The 18,850-nt window shown below is 26.5% G+C and carries 26 protein-coding genes and 2 pseudogenes; 6 read left to right on the top strand and 22 right to left on the bottom strand.

What is annotated here, in order from left to right:
- Positions 1–74: 74 nt before the first annotated feature.
- The 6 genes and pseudogenes from AACL02_RS06550 to AACL02_RS06525 all read right to left on the bottom strand — a co-directional run bounded on the left by AACL02_RS06550 (position 75) and on the right by AACL02_RS06525 (position 4,104).
- Entirely contained in the window at positions 75–1,019 is a 945-nt protein-coding gene (locus AACL02_RS06550; RefSeq protein ID WP_339040286.1) for an AAA family ATPase, read from the bottom strand.
- Positions 1,009–1,290, bottom strand: a complete 282-nt coding sequence (locus tag AACL02_RS06545; RefSeq protein ID WP_339040284.1) for a hypothetical protein — start codon at positions 1,288–1,290, stop codon at positions 1,009–1,011. The genes AACL02_RS06550 and AACL02_RS06545 overlap by 11 nt, the downstream gene beginning before the upstream one ends.
- Positions 1,291–1,367: 77 nt before the next feature.
- A pseudogene (locus AACL02_RS06540) lies at positions 1,368–2,021 on the bottom strand (IS256 family transposase); the annotation flags it as partial.
- 11 nt (positions 2,022–2,032) lie between these two features.
- Positions 2,033–3,153, bottom strand: a protein-coding gene (locus tag AACL02_RS06535; protein WP_339040217.1) for an IS3 family transposase whose coding sequence is annotated in 2 segments (ribosomal slippage) — positions 2,033–2,910 and positions 2,910–3,153 — 1,122 coding nt in all. Because the reading frame shifts where the segments join, the coding sequence is not laid out codon by codon here.
- A 67-nt stretch (positions 3,154–3,220) separates the two neighbouring features.
- Positions 3,221–3,820: pseudogene (locus tag AACL02_RS06530) on the bottom strand (IS256 family transposase); the annotation flags it as partial.
- A gap of 47 nt (positions 3,821–3,867) precedes the next feature.
- The gene (locus tag AACL02_RS06525; RefSeq protein ID WP_339040280.1) at positions 3,868–4,104 is read right to left on the bottom strand and encodes a hypothetical protein; all 237 of its coding nucleotides are present in this window, start codon (positions 4,102–4,104) and stop codon (positions 3,868–3,870) included.
- 11 nt (positions 4,105–4,115) lie between these two features.
- On the opposite strand from AACL02_RS06525, the gene AACL02_RS06520 reads away from it, so the two are divergent.
- Entirely contained in the window at positions 4,116–4,241 is a 126-nt protein-coding gene (locus AACL02_RS06520) for a hypothetical protein (RefSeq protein ID WP_339040278.1), read from the top strand.
- Here the strand turns inward: AACL02_RS06520 and AACL02_RS06515 are convergent.
- From AACL02_RS06515 to upp, 10 genes are all read right to left on the bottom strand, one after another.
- Positions 4,228–4,458 (bottom strand): hypothetical protein, encoded by a 231-nt coding sequence (locus tag AACL02_RS06515; protein ID WP_338961288.1) that lies wholly within the window; start codon positions 4,456–4,458, stop codon positions 4,228–4,230. The genes AACL02_RS06520 and AACL02_RS06515 overlap by 14 nt on opposite strands.
- 5 nt (positions 4,459–4,463) lie before the next feature.
- A complete protein-coding gene (locus AACL02_RS06510; RefSeq protein WP_174480958.1) occupies positions 4,464–4,781 on the bottom strand; it encodes a F0F1 ATP synthase subunit epsilon in 318 nt (105 codons plus the stop codon).
- A 14-nt stretch (positions 4,782–4,795) separates the two neighbouring features.
- Complete coding sequence (gene atpD, locus AACL02_RS06505) at positions 4,796–6,358, bottom strand: F0F1 ATP synthase subunit beta (protein WP_339040275.1); 1,563 nt, start codon at positions 6,356–6,358, stop codon at positions 4,796–4,798.
- 17 nt (positions 6,359–6,375) lie between these two features.
- Complete coding sequence (gene atpG, locus AACL02_RS06500; RefSeq protein ID WP_339040273.1) at positions 6,376–7,227, bottom strand: ATP synthase F1 subunit gamma; 852 nt, start codon at positions 7,225–7,227, stop codon at positions 6,376–6,378.
- Between the two features lie 28 nt (positions 7,228–7,255).
- Positions 7,256–8,839 (bottom strand): F0F1 ATP synthase subunit alpha, encoded by a 1,584-nt coding sequence (gene atpA, locus AACL02_RS06495; protein WP_339040271.1) that lies wholly within the window; start codon positions 8,837–8,839, stop codon positions 7,256–7,258.
- A gap of 11 nt (positions 8,840–8,850) precedes the next feature.
- Positions 8,851–9,393 (bottom strand): F0F1 ATP synthase subunit delta, encoded by a 543-nt coding sequence (locus AACL02_RS06490; RefSeq protein WP_339040269.1) that lies wholly within the window; start codon positions 9,391–9,393, stop codon positions 8,851–8,853.
- 12 nt (positions 9,394–9,405) lie between these two features.
- Entirely contained in the window at positions 9,406–9,933 is a 528-nt protein-coding gene (atpF, locus tag AACL02_RS06485; RefSeq protein WP_339040267.1) for a F0F1 ATP synthase subunit B, read from the bottom strand.
- A gap of 33 nt (positions 9,934–9,966) precedes the next feature.
- The gene (atpE, locus tag AACL02_RS06480) at positions 9,967–10,260 is read right to left on the bottom strand and encodes an ATP synthase F0 subunit C (RefSeq protein ID WP_281749185.1); all 294 of its coding nucleotides are present in this window, start codon (positions 10,258–10,260) and stop codon (positions 9,967–9,969) included.
- A gap of 26 nt (positions 10,261–10,286) precedes the next feature.
- On the bottom strand, positions 10,287–11,093 hold the full coding sequence (locus tag AACL02_RS06475; RefSeq protein ID WP_338958309.1) for a F0F1 ATP synthase subunit A: 807 nt from the start codon (positions 11,091–11,093) through the stop codon (positions 10,287–10,289).
- A 410-nt stretch (positions 11,094–11,503) separates the two neighbouring features.
- Positions 11,504–12,148, bottom strand: coding sequence for a uracil phosphoribosyltransferase (gene upp, locus AACL02_RS06470; RefSeq protein ID WP_308699596.1), 645 nt, complete (start codon positions 12,146–12,148; stop codon positions 11,504–11,506).
- 258 nt (positions 12,149–12,406) lie between these two features.
- Here upp and AACL02_RS06465 point away from each other — a divergent pair, with 258 nt between their 5' ends.
- On the top strand, positions 12,407–13,222 hold the full coding sequence (locus AACL02_RS06465; protein WP_339043653.1) for an IS1595 family transposase: 816 nt from the start codon (positions 12,407–12,409) through the stop codon (positions 13,220–13,222).
- 307 nt (positions 13,223–13,529) lie between these two features.
- A complete protein-coding gene (locus AACL02_RS06460) occupies positions 13,530–13,949 on the top strand; it encodes a hypothetical protein (protein ID WP_339040265.1) in 420 nt (139 codons plus the stop codon).
- 72 nt (positions 13,950–14,021) lie between these two features.
- On the opposite strand, the gene AACL02_RS06455 is transcribed toward AACL02_RS06460, so the two are convergent.
- Positions 14,022–14,513: a hypothetical protein gene (locus AACL02_RS06455; RefSeq protein ID WP_339040263.1), complete on the bottom strand. Its 492-nt coding sequence runs from the start codon at positions 14,511–14,513 to the stop codon at positions 14,022–14,024.
- Between the two features lie 23 nt (positions 14,514–14,536).
- On the opposite strand from AACL02_RS06455, the gene AACL02_RS06450 reads away from it, so the two are divergent.
- A complete protein-coding gene (locus AACL02_RS06450; RefSeq protein ID WP_339040261.1) occupies positions 14,537–14,665 on the top strand; it encodes a hypothetical protein in 129 nt (42 codons plus the stop codon).
- On the opposite strand, the gene AACL02_RS06445 is transcribed toward AACL02_RS06450, so the two are convergent.
- Entirely contained in the window at positions 14,651–15,472 is an 822-nt protein-coding gene (locus AACL02_RS06445; RefSeq protein WP_339040259.1) for an IS1595 family transposase, read from the bottom strand. The genes AACL02_RS06450 and AACL02_RS06445 overlap by 15 nt on opposite strands.
- On the opposite strand from AACL02_RS06445, the gene AACL02_RS06440 reads away from it, so the two are divergent.
- Positions 15,418–15,615, top strand: a complete 198-nt coding sequence (locus tag AACL02_RS06440; RefSeq protein WP_339040257.1) for a hypothetical protein — start codon at positions 15,418–15,420, stop codon at positions 15,613–15,615. The two genes, AACL02_RS06445 and AACL02_RS06440, sit on opposite strands and share 55 nt — an antisense overlap.
- A 32-nt stretch (positions 15,616–15,647) precedes the next feature.
- Here the strand turns inward: AACL02_RS06440 and AACL02_RS06435 are convergent, their stop codons facing one another.
- The 3 genes from AACL02_RS06435 to AACL02_RS06425 form a co-directional block, all read right to left on the bottom strand.
- Positions 15,648–16,346: a hypothetical protein gene (locus tag AACL02_RS06435; protein ID WP_339040255.1), complete on the bottom strand. Its 699-nt coding sequence runs from the start codon at positions 16,344–16,346 to the stop codon at positions 15,648–15,650.
- Positions 16,347–16,406: 60 nt separating this feature from the next.
- Positions 16,407–16,655, bottom strand: a complete 249-nt coding sequence (locus AACL02_RS06430) for a hypothetical protein (RefSeq protein ID WP_339040253.1) — start codon at positions 16,653–16,655, stop codon at positions 16,407–16,409.
- A gap of 126 nt (positions 16,656–16,781) precedes the next feature.
- A complete protein-coding gene (locus tag AACL02_RS06425) occupies positions 16,782–17,198 on the bottom strand; it encodes a hypothetical protein (RefSeq protein WP_339040251.1) in 417 nt (138 codons plus the stop codon).
- A 137-nt stretch (positions 17,199–17,335) separates the two neighbouring features.
- Between AACL02_RS06425 and AACL02_RS06420 the strand changes: the two genes are divergently transcribed.
- Positions 17,336–18,574: an IS256 family transposase gene (locus AACL02_RS06420; protein ID WP_339043651.1), complete on the top strand. Its 1,239-nt coding sequence runs from the start codon at positions 17,336–17,338 to the stop codon at positions 18,572–18,574.
- On the opposite strand, the gene AACL02_RS06415 is transcribed toward AACL02_RS06420, so the two are convergent.
- Complete coding sequence (locus tag AACL02_RS06415) at positions 18,571–18,795, bottom strand: hypothetical protein (RefSeq protein ID WP_339040249.1); 225 nt, start codon at positions 18,793–18,795, stop codon at positions 18,571–18,573. The two genes, AACL02_RS06420 and AACL02_RS06415, sit on opposite strands and share 4 nt — an antisense overlap.
- Positions 18,796–18,850 lie beyond the last annotated feature (55 nt).

The raw sequence follows: 18,850 nt of genomic DNA, 5'->3' as shown, positions 1-18,850 counted from the left end.
ATTATTTAAGCACTATATAAGAATACCAACATTCGTTATAAATAACAATTGTTTTACAGTAATATCAAAAATAATTATTTTCTAAATAAAATTATATTATTATTAATATACTCTTTACCAATAATTGTTATTTTACGACCCTTAGTTGTCTTAGTAATTAAACCACAATGAATAAGTCAAGGTTCATAATGAATTTCAAGATTTTTTCTTTCTTCATTCAAAAGTTGACAAATAGTTTCAATACTCAAACTTTTATCTAAATTTACATTATTAAACAATGCTAAATATGCCAATTGTAAACTATCTAACCCTAAAGGATAAATTTGCAAAAAAAATAAAATTTGCAAAATATTAGTTTCATTTAAATCTACATTCATAACAACGCAATAATTATACAATTGTTTAATGATGTTAATAATGAGTCGCGGAATATTACAACAATGATTAGCAATAATATTTATTATATTATTTTCTAATTTTCAATTTAAACTCAAAGAAACTTGTGAAATAATACTTTTAATATCCTGATAATTATAATCAGATAATTGTAAAATATTAGGAATACGACTTATCAACGCTTTAGTTAAGATTCCTACTTTATTAGTAGCACCAATAAATGTAAAAGTGGGTAAATTAATTTTAACAATTTTATTATTATAATCTTTACCAATCATAATATTAATAAAATTACCTTCTAATGCAGAATATAATACTTCTAATATTTCATAGTTAACAACATGAATTTCATCAATAAAAACTATATCAGATTGTTTGATATTTGCTAAAATACTAATAATATCAATAGTTTTATTAATGCTTGTTCCTTCTAAACTATGAAAATTTACTTGCAATTCTTCTGCTATTAATCGTGCAATAGTTGTTTTTCCAATACCAGGAGGACCAATCAATAAAATATTACTTAAAGCAATATTTTGAATTTTACTACCTTTGATTAAAATTAGAATACGTTCAATAACATTATTTTGTCCAACAAAATTATTAAAACTACTAATACCCATATTTTATTTCCTTAATAGCTAATGCAATAATTTCTTCAACTTCCAAATCTCAATTAATATTTCTTAATAAAAAATTATTAATTACTATTGAACTAAAACCTAATTTTAATAATGTATCAAATACTAAATCTGATTTTTCATTTTGACTAGTTGTTAAATTACTTACTACTTTAATATGATTACTAAAATAATTAATAATATTATTAGCAATTTTATGAGTTATACCTTTACACTGTTGCAATATCTTATAATCTTGTTTGCTTATAGCCAACTTAATACTATCAAGTGATAGTTGATTTAATAATCGAGGCTTTTTAATAATCTGTGTATCTTTGTTTTACAAAGTTACTAATTTAGATTAATTCTGTCTTCAAATTTTATCATAAAATGAGCAATTGCTGTATTTCAATTTTGAATAGGCAATGTTCATTTTTTTGTTATATTTTCAATTGCCAAGTAAAATATTTTGAAAACTGCCATATCATTAGGAAAAACTTTTTTATTTCTGATGATTTTTCGTAATTGACTATTAACAGATTCAATAGCATTTGTAGTATAAATCACTCTTTTGATTTCTACTGGATAACTAATAAAAACCATTAAATTATCTCAATTTTTATATCAAGATTTAGTAATTTGAGGATATTGTTTATTTCATTTACTTTCAAACGATTCTAAAGCTTGCATTGCTTGTTCTTCACTAAATGCACTATAAATTGGTTTTAAATCTGCAACTAGACCTTTTCGATGTTTGTATGAAACATATTTTAAACTATTTCTAATTTGATGAACAATGCATAATTGATGTTCTGTTTTAGGATAAACTGATTGTATTGCTTCTGACATGCCTGTTAAATTATCACTACAAGCAATAAGAATATCATTTAAGCCACGATTTTTAATTTCTGTGAAATTAGATAATCAAAACTTAGAACCTTCATTTTCACTAATTCATAATCCTAAAAAATCTTTTTTGCCTTCTAAATCAACTGGAATGGCAACCTTTTTTAGGACTATTTTTTGGTAGACATTTGTTTTTGATAATTAACTGGAGTTAAGTAGTTTAAAGTGCTGTGAATTCTTATGTTGTTATATCAATTGATGTAATCAAATAATTCTAATTTTAATTGGATTAATGATGTAAAATTTTTATCATTAATAAATTCGGTTTTGAAAGTTTTAAAGGTTGCTTCAGCAACAGCGTTATCATAAGGACAACCTTTTTTGCTTAAAGAGCGATTAATATTGAATGCTAGTAAAAGTTTATCAATAATTTTATTATTAAATTCATTACCGCGATCACTATGAAATATTTGAATATCTTTTAAACAGCGATTTGAGTGCATAAATGCTTGATATACTAATGATGCATCTTTTTTAGTACCTACACTATGTCCAATTATTTCGCGGTTAAATAGGTCAATTAATAAACAAATATAGTTTCACTTACCATTTACTTGAACATAAGTTAAATCACTAACAATAACTTCATTTTTAACTCTATTATTAAAGTTTCTATCAACAAGATTGTTTATTGGACTATCGTTAACTTTGTTATTATGATTTTTGTATGATAATTTAGTGTATTTTGATATTAAATTATGTTTATTCATAATTTCTTTAATTTTTCGTCTTGATAAATAAATTTCTTGGTTTTCTAGAATGACTTTTAATCTTCTAGTACCATAAACTTCTTTATTTTCTTTAAAAGCACTAATAACAGCTTCATCATAAATATTATTTTTGATTTTATTTTCTTTTTTCTTTAAATTAAAATAATATGTTGATTTAGAGATTTTTAAAAAATGACACATTGTGCGAATTTTATATTTAACTTTATTTTTGACAATAATTTCTATTTTCTGCCTATTATTAGTGCTGCTTGCTTTAAAATATCATTTTCCATTCTTAATTGTTTTAATTCTTTTCTTAATTTAATTAATTCATTTTCTTCAACAGAACGATTATCTTTAGTTTTAAAACTACCTGAATTAGTAAATTGCTTAATTCAATTGTAAGTAGCTGCTCTTGTAACATTATATTCTTTAGCAAGGCAAGATACTGATTTGCCACTTTGATATAAAGCTACTATTTGTTTTTTAAATTCATCGGTATATGAGTTAATATTGGCCATAATTATAGTTCCTTTCTTTGTTCACTTGTCTACGTAATTAGTGTCCAATAAAGTGTAACCCATCCACAACTCCTAATGCTATATAAACTGATTTGTTAATAATCCGTTTATCTTGTCGTACTTTAACTACTATACAATCAAAATAAACAATAGGATAAATACTTTCTAATGGTCGATTTTGTCATGCTTTAACATCATCAATAACATCATCAGTAATTTGACTAATAACACTTTCACTAATATCAGCACCATGATATAACTCTTGCAACTGCATTCTAATGTCAGATAATGTCATTCCTTTTGCATACAAGGAAAGAACTTGTTGATCAAAACCATCAAATCTTCTTTGCCTTTTAGGAACTATTACAGGAGTAAAATTACTATTGCGATCTCTTGGTACATCAATTTCAATTTTACCTTGTTGAGTTATTAATTTTTTTGAACTTGTACCATTACGAGCATTTTCAGTAGTACTATGTTGATTTTTTTCATATCCTAAATAATTTTGCATTTCAGAATTCAACATTTTTTCAACTAATCTTTTTGTTAATTCTTTATATAAACCGCCAGGTTTAAAAACTGTTGTTAAATCTTCAGTATTTTCTAGTAATAAATCTACTGCTTTTGATATTGGATCATTATTATTAAAGTTATCTTTTTTAGCCATCTGTAACTCACTCTTTCTAGTCATTTAATTATATTTACTAGAATTAATTAAACATAGTTATTTTTGTAAGTTACACAGATTACTAAACATTTCCGAATTCCATGTTTGGTGTTTATTCATCTAAAGATAAGATAAAACCAAGATGTTAAAGATGTTTGTGACCTTGAAAATATGGTGCCTGTGAGAATGCTAAATGTTTGATTACATTTTAAACATCTCATTCTTTTTAAATCAGAAGTATTCAAATTAAAATTAAAACACCTAATACATTTGTTTTCTTTCAAATTTGCTATATATGCAAGACATTGCTGTTCAGTTTGAAAAGCATTGTTGAATTAATTCAGTTTCATTATTCCCTCCACAAGTACATGTGGGGAGAAGTCCGTTTATTTTTTTAATTTTAAGTATTAATTTAAATTAAATCAAATATCTAAACCAATAAATTTAATAATTAACGTACCAATACAATAAGTAAAAACTAAAGTTGTTAACATATATAAAATTCATGATTCTTTTACTCTTTTATGATCAAGAAATTTATTAAAAGGAATTGCTTTTACAGCAAATCCGCTAGCAATAAAACTAAAAAGATAAATACTTATTTCAATTATTCATTTTATTAAATGTGAATCATGCATATTTATTAACCTCCACTAACCCTTTTAATACGTTCATCAAATACCTTTGTTTCTTGCTCTTTTAAAATTGATGTATATTCAACTTTATCACTAATAATACGAACCATATGTAAATCAGTTACCAAAAGTCCACCAGAAATCGTTAAATTACGAATTTTTTCTTTAATTTTAAATGACATTTTTGATATTTGAATATTAGCAATCAAAGGTGTATGCCATTCAAGAATACCAACATAGCCTTCAGTTGTTTTAACATTAACTCACTGTACTTCTCCATCGAAAAAAATACCATCAGGAGTAATAATTTTAAGATTTAATGCCATACTATCACCTTCAATTATCTCAATTTCTTTCCCTTTTCAATTGCTTGTTCAATAGTTCCTACATATAAAAATGCTTGCTCTGGTAAATCATCACATTCACCATCTAAAATTTGTTTAAAACTATTAACAGTTTGACTAATAGGAATATAAATACCATTTAAACCCGAAAATTTTTCAGCAACATGAAATGGTTGTGAACAAAAATTACGAATTCTTCTTGCTCTAGCTACTATTTTTTTATCTTCTTCACTCAACTCATCCATTCCTAAAATACCAATGATTGGTTCTAATTCAGAAAAACGTTGAATTGTTTCAATAACTCTTTGTGCAACATCATAATGTTCCTGACCAACAATAGCAGGATCTAACATTCTTGATGAAGATTGTAAAGGATGAACAGCAGGATAAAGCCCTAAAGCAGCAATATTACGATCTAAAACAATTTTAGCATCCAAGTGAGTAAATGTTGTCGCAGGAGCTGGATCAGTTAGATCATCGGCTGGTACATATACTGCTTGTACAGATGTAATAGAACCACGTGTTGTTGATACAATACGTTCCTGTAAAGCACCCATTTCTGTCGATAATGTTGGTTGGTATCCTACTGCTGAAGGCATTCTTCCTAATAAGGCCGATACTTCACTACCAGCTTGTGTAAAACGAAATATATTATCAATAAATAATAATACATCTTGCTGTTTTTCATCACGGAAGTATTCAGCAATTGTTAAACCAGTTAATGCAACACGCATTCTAGCACCTGGTGGTTCTGACATTTGACCAAACACTAAAGCAGTTTTACTAATAACACCTGACTCTTGCATTTCATAATATAAATCATTACCCTCACGTGTTCTTTCGCCAACTCCTGAAAAGACAGAAATACCACCATGTTCTTTAGCTATGTTATTAATTAATTCTTGAATTAAAACTGTTTTACCAACTCCAGCTCCACCGAATAAACCAATTTTTCCACCTTTAGCATAAGGTGCTAATAAATCAATAACTTTAATTCCTGTTTCTAAAACTTCTGATTTTGATTGTAATTCATCAAAACTAGGAGGTGTACGATGAATAGGATATTTTAATTTAGTTTTAAGTTCTTTACCATCATCAATGACTTCACCCAATACATTAAAAAGTCTACCCAAAACTTCTTCACCAACAGGAACACTAATTGGTATTCCTAAATCAACTGCTTCAAGACCACGTAGTAATCCTTCAGTTGGACCCATTGAAATACAACGAACACTATCATCACCAATATGTTTTGCAACTTCAACAATTAATTTTTGACCATTATTATCAATACTAATAGCATTATTTAAATTAGGTAAACTATTATCATTAAAACGAATATCAATAACTGGACCTGAAATTTGAACAATTTTTCCAATATTTCGTTTAGTTGGTAATTGTTTACTAGTTTTAACACTTTCTTTGCTATTAACTACTTTTTTAGTGACTTTTGCTTTTACTTTAGCAATAACTTTAGTATTATCCTTTTTTAAAGAATTTTTATCACTAACTTTTTTTTCTTTAATTGTTATAGGTTTTTTACTAGTTGCATTTTTCATTTTAGTTTACTCCTTTATTATGATGATTGGGCATCAGCGCCACCAATAATTTCTGAAATTTCTTGGGTAATAGCACCTTGACGGGCACGATTATAACTTACTAATAATTTATCTTTCATTTCTTTGGCATTATTTGAAGCATTTTCCATTGCTAATCTTCGTAATGCTTGCTCTGACACTTGTGATTCTACTAATGCACCATAAACAATGGCACCAACATATAAAGGAATAGCACTATTAATAACAGTATTAGCGTCTGGTTCAAAATCGGTTTGAATTAAATTACTTTCTTGATTAGTTTTAATAGAAACAATTGGCAATAAATCAATAATTGTTGGAATTGTTGTTACCGTATTTACATATTTTGTATATGCAATTTTAATAGCATCAGTTTCTTTATTATTAAAATTAGAAAGTAACAACAAAGATATCTCTTGCGAATCATTATATGATGATTGAATGTTAATTTCAGTATAAGATTGCATAATTTTACAATGATGATTAGTAAAGTATGAAACTCCTTTACTACCAATAACAACTATTTCATCTTGTGGTTTATATTGTTCTAATACTAATTTATTTAAATTATTATTAAAACCACCACATAATCCTAAATTAGAATTAAAAACGACTCATATTGTTTTATTAATAACTTGATCTTTTGTTTTTAAATAAATTGAATTACTTAATTTAGGTATTAGTTGATTGAATGTATCATAAACTTCAGAATAATAAGGTTTAATCATCCCAATTCTTTTACCTACTTTTTTTAATTTAGCTGTTGATACTAGTTGCATTGCTTTAGTAATTTTATAACTAGTATTAACAGATTTAATTTTTTGTCTAATTTGTTCCATGCTTTGAGCCATGATATTTCACCTTACCTTCCTAAATACATTATTTGAATGTTTTAATTAATGTTTCCCATTCTTCAATACTACCATATATTTTAGGATTATAGTCATTTAGCTTATTGGTCAAATTATAAACAACCTGCATAATGCCTTGACTAATGCTCACTTGTAACTCTTCACTAAACGCTTGATCTTGCTGTAATTTTAAATAACTTTTTCGTTGTTGTTTTTGAAAATAAGTTATTACTTCCTTTTTAAAAGAATCCATCATTTCTACTGGTAATCATTTAATTGCCTTATTTTTAATTGCTAATAAAATAATTGCTTGATCAATTTGATTTAATGGTTCATTTTGTTTTTGTTTTAAAATTTCAATGGCACGTTTACCATGTTCAATAACAGCTCTAGTATTTTCATCTAAATCAGAACCAAATTGTGAAAAAGCTTGTAATTCACGAAATTGTGCTAATTCTAATTTTAATGTTCCACCTGCTTGTTTTATTGCTTTAATTTGTGCTGATGAACCTACCCGTGAAACTGATAAACCCACATCAACTGCTGGACGAATTCCGGCATTAAATAATTCTGACATTAAAAAAATTTGACCATCAGTAATTGAAATAACATTAGTAGGAATATATGCAGAAATATCACCGGCTTGTGTTTCAATAATAGGTAAGGCAGTAATACTCCCACCACCATGTTTTTCATTTAATTTAGCTGCACGTTCTAATAAACGTGAATGAAGATAAAAAACATCTCCTGGATAAGCTTCTCTTCCTGGTGGTCGTCTTAATAATAAAGAAATAGCACGATAGGCCACTGCATGTTTACTCAAATCATCATAAACAATTAAGACATCTTTACCTTCTTCCATTCATTCTTCGGCAATAGTTACTCCTGTATAAGGAGCAATATATTGCAAAGGAGCAACTTCACTAGCAGTAGCAGCAACAATAGTTGTATACTCCATTGCACCTAATTGTGTTAATTTATCAACAATTTGAGCAACAGTTGAGGCCTTTTGACCAATAGCAACATAAACACAAAAAACATTTTTACCCTTTTGATTAATAATAGTATCAATAGCAATCGTTGTTTTTCCAGTTTGACGATCACCAATTATTAACTCTCTTTGACCTTTGCCAATCGGAATCATTGCATCAATTGATAATAATCCTGTTGCTAAAGGTTCTGATACAGATTTTCTAGTCATCACACCCAGCGCTATTCTTTCAATCGGTCTAGTTTTCGTAGTTTTAATTGGACCTTTACCATCAATCTTTTGCCCTAGTGCATTAACAACTCTTCCTAAAAGCATATTACCAACTGGTGTTTCAACAACATTACCTGTTCTACTAACAATATCTCCTTCTTTGATACCCGTGTCATCCCCCATTAAAGTAACACCAACAGCAGTTTCTTCTAAACTCAAAACCATACCATAAATATTACTTTTAGGAAAAAATACTAATTCACCATTAACAGCCTTATCTAAACCATGAATTAGTGCAATTCCATCACCGACAGTAACAACAATGCCTTCCTCATTAGCACTAATTTTTTTACCATAATTTTTAATTTGGCTTTTTATAATTTCTGAAATTTGATTAACGTTTAAGGACATTTGTTTTACCTCTATTCATGACTTAATAATTCTTGTTTTAATTGATCAATTTGACCTTTAACTGAACCATCAAAAACTTGATTCCGTACTTTAACTTTAATACCGCCAATTAATGATTTATCAATCTTGTTAACGACTTTAATCTTATGTTTAATGACTTTCTCAATTTTCAATTTTATTTGATTTATTTGTTGGTTTGAAAGTTCTATCACTGAATAAATAATGCCATAGTTTACATCTTGATATTCATTACATAATTTGCGAAATTCTTTTAAAATGAAACGAACACACTGGAAATGATGTTTATCAATCAACAAAAAGAAAAAATTTAACATATATGGTTCAATATGATTTTTAAAAGTTTCACTAATAATTTGTTTACGTGTTTCAATAGTTAAATTACTACTACTAGTAATATCAATAAATTCTGGATAAGTAGTAAAAATATCAATTAATTTATTACTTTCTTCAGCAAATTGAGTAATTTTTTTTATTTCTCTTGCTAATTGAAAAAGACCATTACTTCATTGATTAGCTAATCCTTCATCTATCATTTAACTTCACCACTATTCCAAATTATTAATAAAATCAGTAATTAATTGTTCATGTTTTTTAGCATTCATTTCAGCACCAATAATTTTTTTAGCTGCTTCTAATGCTACTACTTTGATTTCTTCGTTAATATTTGCTTCTGCCTCTTTACGAGCACGAACTAAATCACGATTTGATTGATTAGTAATACGCATACTCTCTTCTTGCGCTTTATCAATAATTTGTTTACGCTTATTGTAACCATCATTTTGTGCATTAGCAATAATTTCCTGAGCTTCAATTTTAGCAGATTTTAATATTTGACTAGCTTCACCACGATCTTGATTAGCTAATGATTGCTTGCAAGCAGCATCATCAAGTTTTTCTTTAATTACTAAATGTCGCGAATGTAAAGCATTACGAAACGGAGCATAAACTCATCTTCAAAGTACCATTAATAAAATTAATGTTGCAAAAATATGAGCAATAAAAACAGGAAGATTGGGAAATAATTGATTAACAATATCATCACCTGATACTAAATCATTGAAATTAAAATTCATAAAATCACCTACTTTTTCATATTTTTTAATACCTTATGCTACAAATATTAAAATTAGAGAAACAACTAAACCATAAATAGCACCTGATTCGGCAATAGCTGCACCAATAACAAATTGTGTTCTAATTTTAGATTCTACTTCAGGATTACGAGCAACCGCTTCAACAGCTTTACCAGCAGCAAAACCTTGACCAATTCCACTTCCTGCACAAGAAATAGTTGAAATTCCAGCTCCAACAAACTTTAAATTCATCAATCCATTAGGATCAGCTGCTAAATGATTAAAAAAATGAAAGACATGTGTCATTACTGTTGTTAATAATTCCATAATAAATAAATTCTCCTTTTTGTATTTTATTTTTTTTCCATAATTGAACGTTCGGTATAAATTTCTTCTTCATGATTTATTGCTTGTTGTTTACGAAGTTTTTTTGGTAATTTAATAGTAAGTTCTCCCTTATGAGAACTTCCTTCTTCCATTTGTAATTTCCAATAAACAAGAGTTAAGGTGCCAAAAATTAAGGCTTGAATGCTTCCAGCAAATAAATCAAAATAAATATGTAAGAATGGTCCAATTACACCAATTAATAAATTCATCTGACCAATAATTGGGATATTACTTCAAATATTAGCAGTTACCCCATAAAGCATTGCCAAAATAATACTTCCACCTAAAATATTACCAAATAAACGAAAAGATAAAGAAATCAAAGGTGCAAATTGAGTAATTAATTCTAGAGGGTTAATAATAAATTTTTTAAAAAATAAAAGTTTCTGAAATTTAATAGCAATATAATATATTCCAATAAAAGTAACTAATGCCATTGATAAAGTAACCGTATACATTGATGACTGTGGTTCAAGACCAATAATCGATAATCAATTACCAATTAAAATATAACCCATTACATATAACAAATAAACTGTCAGGTTTTTATACTTTACACCAAGAACATCAACAACAATTTTTTCAACTGATTTAATTATTAATTCAACAACTAAAACAATACCTCTTGGATCTTCATCAGGCTTCATTCGTTTTACTTTATAATAATAAATATAACTAATAACACTGATAAAGACTGTTGTTATCAAAATTGTTACCAATTGTGGCATAATTTGTAAATAATTCCAACTTTCCAATCCAGCTAAAGTTTCCATTTAAATTCCTTCTTTTAAGTTATTTTTTTGATATACACATAAAGTTGCAGTAATAGTAGCAACCATCAATATTGACATTCCGGCAATTATAGTAAAAATATTAGCAAAATTAAAGAAAATATTCAAAACTATAATTGAACCATAAATTAACATTCTTAATAAGAATCCAAAATATGCTAAGGTTTGTTTTAAATGTATTCCACTGGTTAATCATTTTGACGATAAATATAAAAAGCATAACCCAATCATACTTCCTATAAAACCAATATTAAATCCAGTAATTAATAACCAATGGTTTGTATTAATTATAACAGTTATAATTAATCCTACATTAATTAATAATCAATAGCATAACATTGTAAAAAGTATTGAAAGAAAAAGGTTATTTCTAATTTTTTCCATTAAAATATTTATTTAGTTCCAAAAATTCGATCACCAGCATCACCCAATCCAGGTACAATATAACCATCATCATTTAATTCTTTATCCAACGCTGCTAAAAAAATCTTAACATCAGGATGATTATGATTAATTTTCTTAATAGCTACTGGTGCTCCTACAATGGAAACTAAAGTAATGTTTTTAAAACCTACTTTTTTTAATTCTTTAATAGCAGCATCAGCAGTACCACCAGTAGCAAGCATTGGATCTAAGATAAATACTAATGCATCACTTATATTTTTAATATTTTTGGGATATTTAAAAAAATATTTTTGTGGTTTTAAAGTTTCTTCATCACGATAAAGACCAACATGACTAATAATTGCATTAGGTACTACATACTCAAATCCATTTGTCATCCCTAATCCTGCTCTTAAAATCGGAGAAAGAATGATTGTCTTGGTTAATGTTTTACCAATAACTTTAGTAATGGGTGTTTCAACTTCAATTTCATCAAGAGGAATATCTTTAAATACTTCATAAGCCATTAACGTTGCAATTTCGCTTAAATTCTCTTTGAAATCTTTTTTTTGGGTTAAGTGATTTCTAATTCTTGTTAATTTATCTTGTATTAAAGGATGATTAACAATAAACAGATTTTTACTACTTTCCACTAAAAACACTCCTTTATCTTTAATGCGTATATTTTCAATAATTTAAAATATATACTAATATGAAATTTTACGCCTTTTAATTTATAAATCAATAAAATAACAATAAAAATAACGAAAAAAGATAAAAGATTTATTCAAAAATTATTTTTTTAATTGTTAATAACATTCTTATAGTTCAAAATTAACTAAATAAAAATATAATTTATAAATTTTATTTCGGACTTCTCCCCACATGTACTTGTGGAGGGAATAATGAAACTGAATGAATTCAAAAATGCTTTTCAAACTGAACAGCAATGTCTTGCATATATAGCAAATTTGAAAGAAAACAAATGTATTAGGTGTTTTAATTTTAATTTGAATACTTCTGATTTAAAAAGAATGAGATGTTTAAAATGTAATCAAACATTTAGCATTCTCACAGGCACCATATTTTCAAGGTCACAAACATCTTTAACATCTTGGTTTTATCTTATCTTTAGATGAATAAACACCAAACATGGAATTCCATCAACAGATATTGCAAAAGAATTGGGAGTGACTTTGAAAACTGCTTGAAGAATGACTCATAAAATCAGAACACGTATTGCAAAACAAAAACCTCAATTTATTGTTGAAGGTACAGTGCAAATTGATGAAATGTATCTTTCACATATGGGTTTTAAAAAACAAGGAAGATCCTTGGTGAATAAAACCTTGATTGTTGTCATTTATCAAAAAACAACCAATAATTTAATTGTGAAAGTATTGAAAAACGCAAAGAGTAAAAATCTTTTGCAGTTTGCAAAAAACCACATTTCTTCAAAATGTCTTGTATATACTGATTCTTGAAAAGGATATTGCGATTTTAAATCAGTTTTCACTAAGCATGAAACAGTTAACCATCAAGATGGCTATGTTTCAAAAATTGGTGTAAATACCAACCAAATTGAATCAGTTTGAAAACATATAAGAAGAACATTTAAAACACATATCAAAGTTGCAAAACATCATTTTCATTTATATGCTAAAGAAGCTGCATATAAATTCAACAAGATACCTAGTTTTGAAACTGTAATTCTATGTTTGATTTAAAAATGTGGGGAGAAGTCCGTAGATAGGCTTTTCTCAGCATTTATGTGATAAAATTAAAATAGTACATAAAGGGAGAAAAGCCTTTTATTTTAATAACTTTGTTTTTATTTTAAAAAAATTATAATCTAAAATATAAATTTAATAAATTTCTTTTATTGATATAGAAAATTATATATTTGAAATAAACTATTAATAGTAATTTTTGTCTTATTTTTATCAAAAAAAATCTTATGTTAAAATTAAAATATAAAACTTCATACAAGTTTTTAAACTATTATTTTAATTTTAAAATAAATATTTTTTTATTTTGAAAGGAGAAAAAATGAAAAAAATTCAAAAATACTTTACATATACAGGCGGAATATTAGGTGGTAGTACAGCATTAGGTGGTATAAGTTATTTTTATTATGATTTAATTTCAAAAAATAAGGAAGCTTTCCATGATCCAGAAGCAGGAATGGCACTCTTTGGAATAATGTTTACTATAGCAGGTTCACCTTTGATTGTAGCATTTTTAGACTCTAAACTAGGGTATGGAATTGGCACTTCCATTTCAAATATTTATGATAAATGTTTTCCAACAAATATTTCTGATATTAATGTTGAAAGTAATAACGAACAACAAATATCTGAAAGAACTCCATTATTAAGAAACAACGATATAACAAGTATTAATAGTGAACAATTACCAATAATTAATCAAAATCATTGTCAATTAACTTTTTAATAAACTTAATAAAAATAAATGTTAGTAATTTACTAACATTTTTTATTTATGATTAAATAACAATAAAAAAAGTTACTGTTTAACACCCATTTTTTTCATTTCTTCATATAAATTATTATTATTTCTATTATTTCATGTACCAAATTGATGATTAAAAGAAGTAAGCAAAGGATAAGAAAACCCAAGTTCTACTAATTTTTTAATACATTTAAAATAATCTTCTTTTAATGGTAAAACAACTTCAGCAACTTTCTGTTTTCATGGTTGTTTATATTGAATACCACTATAAATATCATTTAATTCAGGAACAATAAAAGCATAAATTCCACCAACACCAACTTCCATAAAATTATGTTTATTTGGATGAGGATATTCAAAAATTTTAATATGTAAAACCAAATGTTCTAATAAATTACAATAAACTAATCGATCAGCATATTGATAGGCAAATGGTGAGTTTTGAGCTCATTTGGGAGTAGATATTAAAATTGCTTTATCTTCATCAATATGATGAATATATAAACCTTCTTTTCCCCTTGTTATTCCTTGTGATTTCTTAGACATTGTTGCATCTGAAAAATAATTTTTTGAAATACATCCATATTTATTTTTTAAAAAAGGCTTTTCTCCCTTTATGTACTATTTTAATTTTATCACATAAATGCTGAGAAAAGCCTATCTACGGACTTCTCCCCACATTTTTAAATCAAACATAGAATTACAGTTTCAAAACTAGGTATCTTGTTGAATTTATATGCAGCTTCTTTAGCATATAAATGAACATGATGTTTTGCAACTTTGATATGTGTTTTAAATGTTCTTCTTATATGTTTTCAAACTGATTCAATTTGGTTGGTATTTACACCAATTTTTGAAACATAGCCATCTTGATGGTTAACTGTTTCATGCTTAGTGAAAACTGATTTAAAATCGCAATATCCTTTTCAAGAATCAGTATATACAAGACATTTTGAAGAAATGTGGTTTTTTGCAAACTGCAAAAGATTTTTACTCTTTGCGTTTTTCAATACTTTCACAATTAAATTATTGGTTGTTTTTTGATAAATGCCAACAATCAAGGTTTTATTCACCAAGGATCTTCCTTGTTTTTTAAAAACCATATGTGAAAGATACATTTCATCAATTTGCACTGTACCTTCAACAATAAATTGAGGTTTTTGTTTTGCAATACGTGTTCTGATTTTATGAGTCATTCTTCAAGCAGTTTTCAAAGTCACTCCCAATTCTTTTGCAATATCTGTTGATGGAATTCCATGTTTGGTGTTTATTCATCTAAAGATAAGATAAAACCAAGATGTTAAAGATGTTTGTGACCTTGAAAATATGGTGCCTGTGAGAATGCTAAATGTTTGATTAGATTTTAAACATCTCATGCTTTTTAAATCAGAAGTATTCAAATTAAAACTAAAACACCTAATACATTTGTTTTCTTTCAAATTTGCTATATATGCAAGACATTGCTGTTCAGTTTGAAAAGCATTGTTGAATTCATTCAGTTTCATTATTCTCTCCACAAGTACATGTGGGGAGAAGTCCGTTAAAAAATTACAAACATTTTCATAATTCATTGTTAATAATTTTTCTACTTCTGACATGCTTACCCCATACTATACTACTTTATTTTTATGATAATAATGAAAATTAAGTTATCTTTTTTATTACCCAAAATAATATAAATTAATCTTTAGCAAAGGTTAAGAAAAAACTAAAACTACCATGTAATAAAAAATGATAATCATCTTCAATAGCATTAACATTAATATGAACATCATCAAATGTTTTAATAGATTCTGATAAAGTATGACCTTCTACATTAACAACATAGTCACTATCTTGTTTTGCTGATGGAACAATAGCGTTAATTTTACTTTCAATTAATGATAAACAACGTAAAGCAATTGCTTCACCAAAAGTAGTGGTATTAATTTTAATTTTTTCTTCTTGCTTATCAATATTAATATTACTAATGTCTTTAGCCTTTGGTACTAATTTTACACAAGCATTAAAACTACCTTTTAAAATATTACTATTATTTGAAGCAGATACATTAACAGTAAGTGATTCAAATTTATTAATTTTAGCATACATATCATTATGATTAAGAATTGTTATTTTATAATCAGTACCATTTTCTGGCTTTTTTCCTTCTGGAACTAATTTACTAATTTCAGTTTGTACTTTAGTTTTAAATTTAATTAAAGCTATATTATAAATATCTTTATTTAATTCAACAGAAGCATTAGTAACTTCCATATTAATATTACTAATATCAACATATTTTTGATTTGCATCATTTACCTTATCACATGCAATAAGTGGTAAAGAAATAATGATCGTTAAAAACATCGCTTTAAATACTTTTAATATTTTTCTCATAGTTTTTCACCTATTATTCTCTCGAAAAAACTAATCTTCTTAGTTTTAACTTTATATTTCTTAATTATTTTTGATTATTAACTTATTATTATTTTGTTTTCTTGAATATTTTTTATAACTATTTGTTCCAATAAAAATATAGTAAATTAAAATATTAATAGAACCTATTAATACTGATAATAAACCAAAATATAACAATAGGCTAACTTTAAAAGAAGAAAAAGAAAAAATAATTCCTAAAGTAATTAAAAAAAAGCCAGTAAATTGAATAAACTTTCAAGTATTAAATTTAAAGTGTTTTTTTGACATAATTTTGCTCCTAATAATCAAGTATATAGGGGCTTTGCCCCTAGTTGCTTCGCAACTCACCCCAGTGGCGTAAACGCCACAGCCAACCAGAACCTTGGTTGGTTGGCTTCGACCAATAATATAGGTTTACTCTATTTTAACATCTTTCTTATTTTTCTTAGAATATTTATTTCTATAATAACAAGTACGACATACAGTATTTTCAATTTCTTTCTTTTCAGTTTGTAATATATTATCCAACTTATCTAATCCTACTGCTCTAATATCATCAACAGTAAAATCTAATGCTTGTGATTGTTCATAGTCTTTAACAGTACTTAATTCACTCTTTAAAGAATGAATATAATTTAAAGCACGACTATTATATCTTTGTAAATAAGACCTAGGAAATCATAAACTAAAAGTCATAGTTTCACCACTATAACTAAGTGGTAATCCACCACGTTTAATTATTCGCTTTGTTTGTCTTTTAGATAATACAACTTTATTATAATCATCAACATTAGTATAAATATTTATTTTAAACTTAACTAAAAATAACAAAATACGCATTCTTTTAACTTACACAATATATTCCACTTTTTTCGGAAATGTTTAGTAATCTGTGTAACTTACAAAAATAACTATGTTTAATTAATTCTAGTAAATATAATTAAATGACTAGAAAGAGTGAGTTACAGATGGCTAAAAAAGATAACTTTAATAATAATGATCCAATATCAAAAGCAGTAGATTTATTACTAGAAAATACTGAAGATTTAACAACAGTTTTTAAACCTGGCGGTTTATATAAAGAATTAACAAAAAGATTAGTTGAAAAAATGTTGAATTATGAAATGCAAAATTATTTAGGATATGAAAAAAATCAACATAGTACTACTGAAAATGCTCGTAATGGTACAAGTTCAAAAAAATTAATAACTCAACAAGGTAAAATTGAAATTGATGTACCAAGAGATCGCAATAGTAATTTTACTCCTGTAATAGTTCCTAAAAGGCAAAGAAGATTTGATGGTTTTGATCAACAAGTTCTTTCCTTGTATGCAAAAGGAATGACATTATCTGACATTAGAATGCAGTTGCAAGAGTTATATCATGGTGCTGATATTAGTGAAAGTGTTATTAGTCAAATTACTGATGATGTTATTGATGATGTTAAAGCATGACAAAATCGACCATTAGAAAGTATTTATCCTATTGTTTATTTTGATTGTATAGTAGTTAAAGTACGACAAGATAAACGGATTATTAACAAATCAGTTTATATAGCATTAGGAGTTGATTTAGAAGGCAAAAAAGATGTTTTAGGATTATGAATTAGTGAAAATGAAGGTTCTAAGTTTTGATTATCTAATTTCACAGAAATGAAAAATCGTGGCTTAAATGATATTCTTATTGCTTGTAGTGATAATTTAACAGGCATGTCAGAAGCAATACAATCAGTTTATCCTAAAACAGAACATCAATTATGCATTGTTCATCAAATTAGAAATAGTTTAAAATATGTTTCATACAAACATCGAAAAGGTCTAGTTGCAGATTTAAAACCAATTTATAGTGCATGTAGTGAAGAACAAGCAATGCAAGCTTTAGAATCGTTTGAAAGTAAATGAAATAAACAATATCCTCAAATTACTAAATCTTGATATAAAAATTGAGATAATTTAATGGTTTTTATTAGTTATCCAGTAGAAATCAAAAGAGTGATTTATACTACAAATGCTATTGAATCTGTTAATAGTCAATTACGAAAAATCATCAGAAATAAAAAAGTTTTTCCTAATGATATGGCAGTTTTCAAAATATTTTACTTGGCAATTGAAAATATAACAAAAAAATGAACATTGCCTATTCAAAATTGAAATACAGCAATTGCTCATTTTATGATAAAATTTGAAGACAGAATTAATCTAAATTAGTAACTTTGTAAAACAAAGATACACAGATTATTAAAAAGCCTCACTTTTTCACGTGCTTTTTTTGGTATTCTATCGGGGTGTTTTTCAATCATATACATAATTCCATTAAAATTATGACCTATTAATTTACAAAACATTCCTAAACTTTCTTGTGTTTCTTTAAATTCGGGCGACAAATCATTACTATTAATTTTCAAACCTAACTCATCTAAAACAACCATATCACACTCTTTAAAATCATAATTACTATTTAATTGATTAAATTTAAAAACATCA

The sequence above is a fragment of the Spiroplasma endosymbiont of Apeira syringaria genome (genome assembly GCF_964020205.1).
Taxonomy (GTDB): Bacteria; Bacillota_I; Bacilli_A; order Mycoplasmatales; family VBWQ01; genus Spiroplasma_E; species Spiroplasma_E ixodetis_A.
This window is presented reverse-complemented; position numbering and strand designations above follow the sequence as displayed.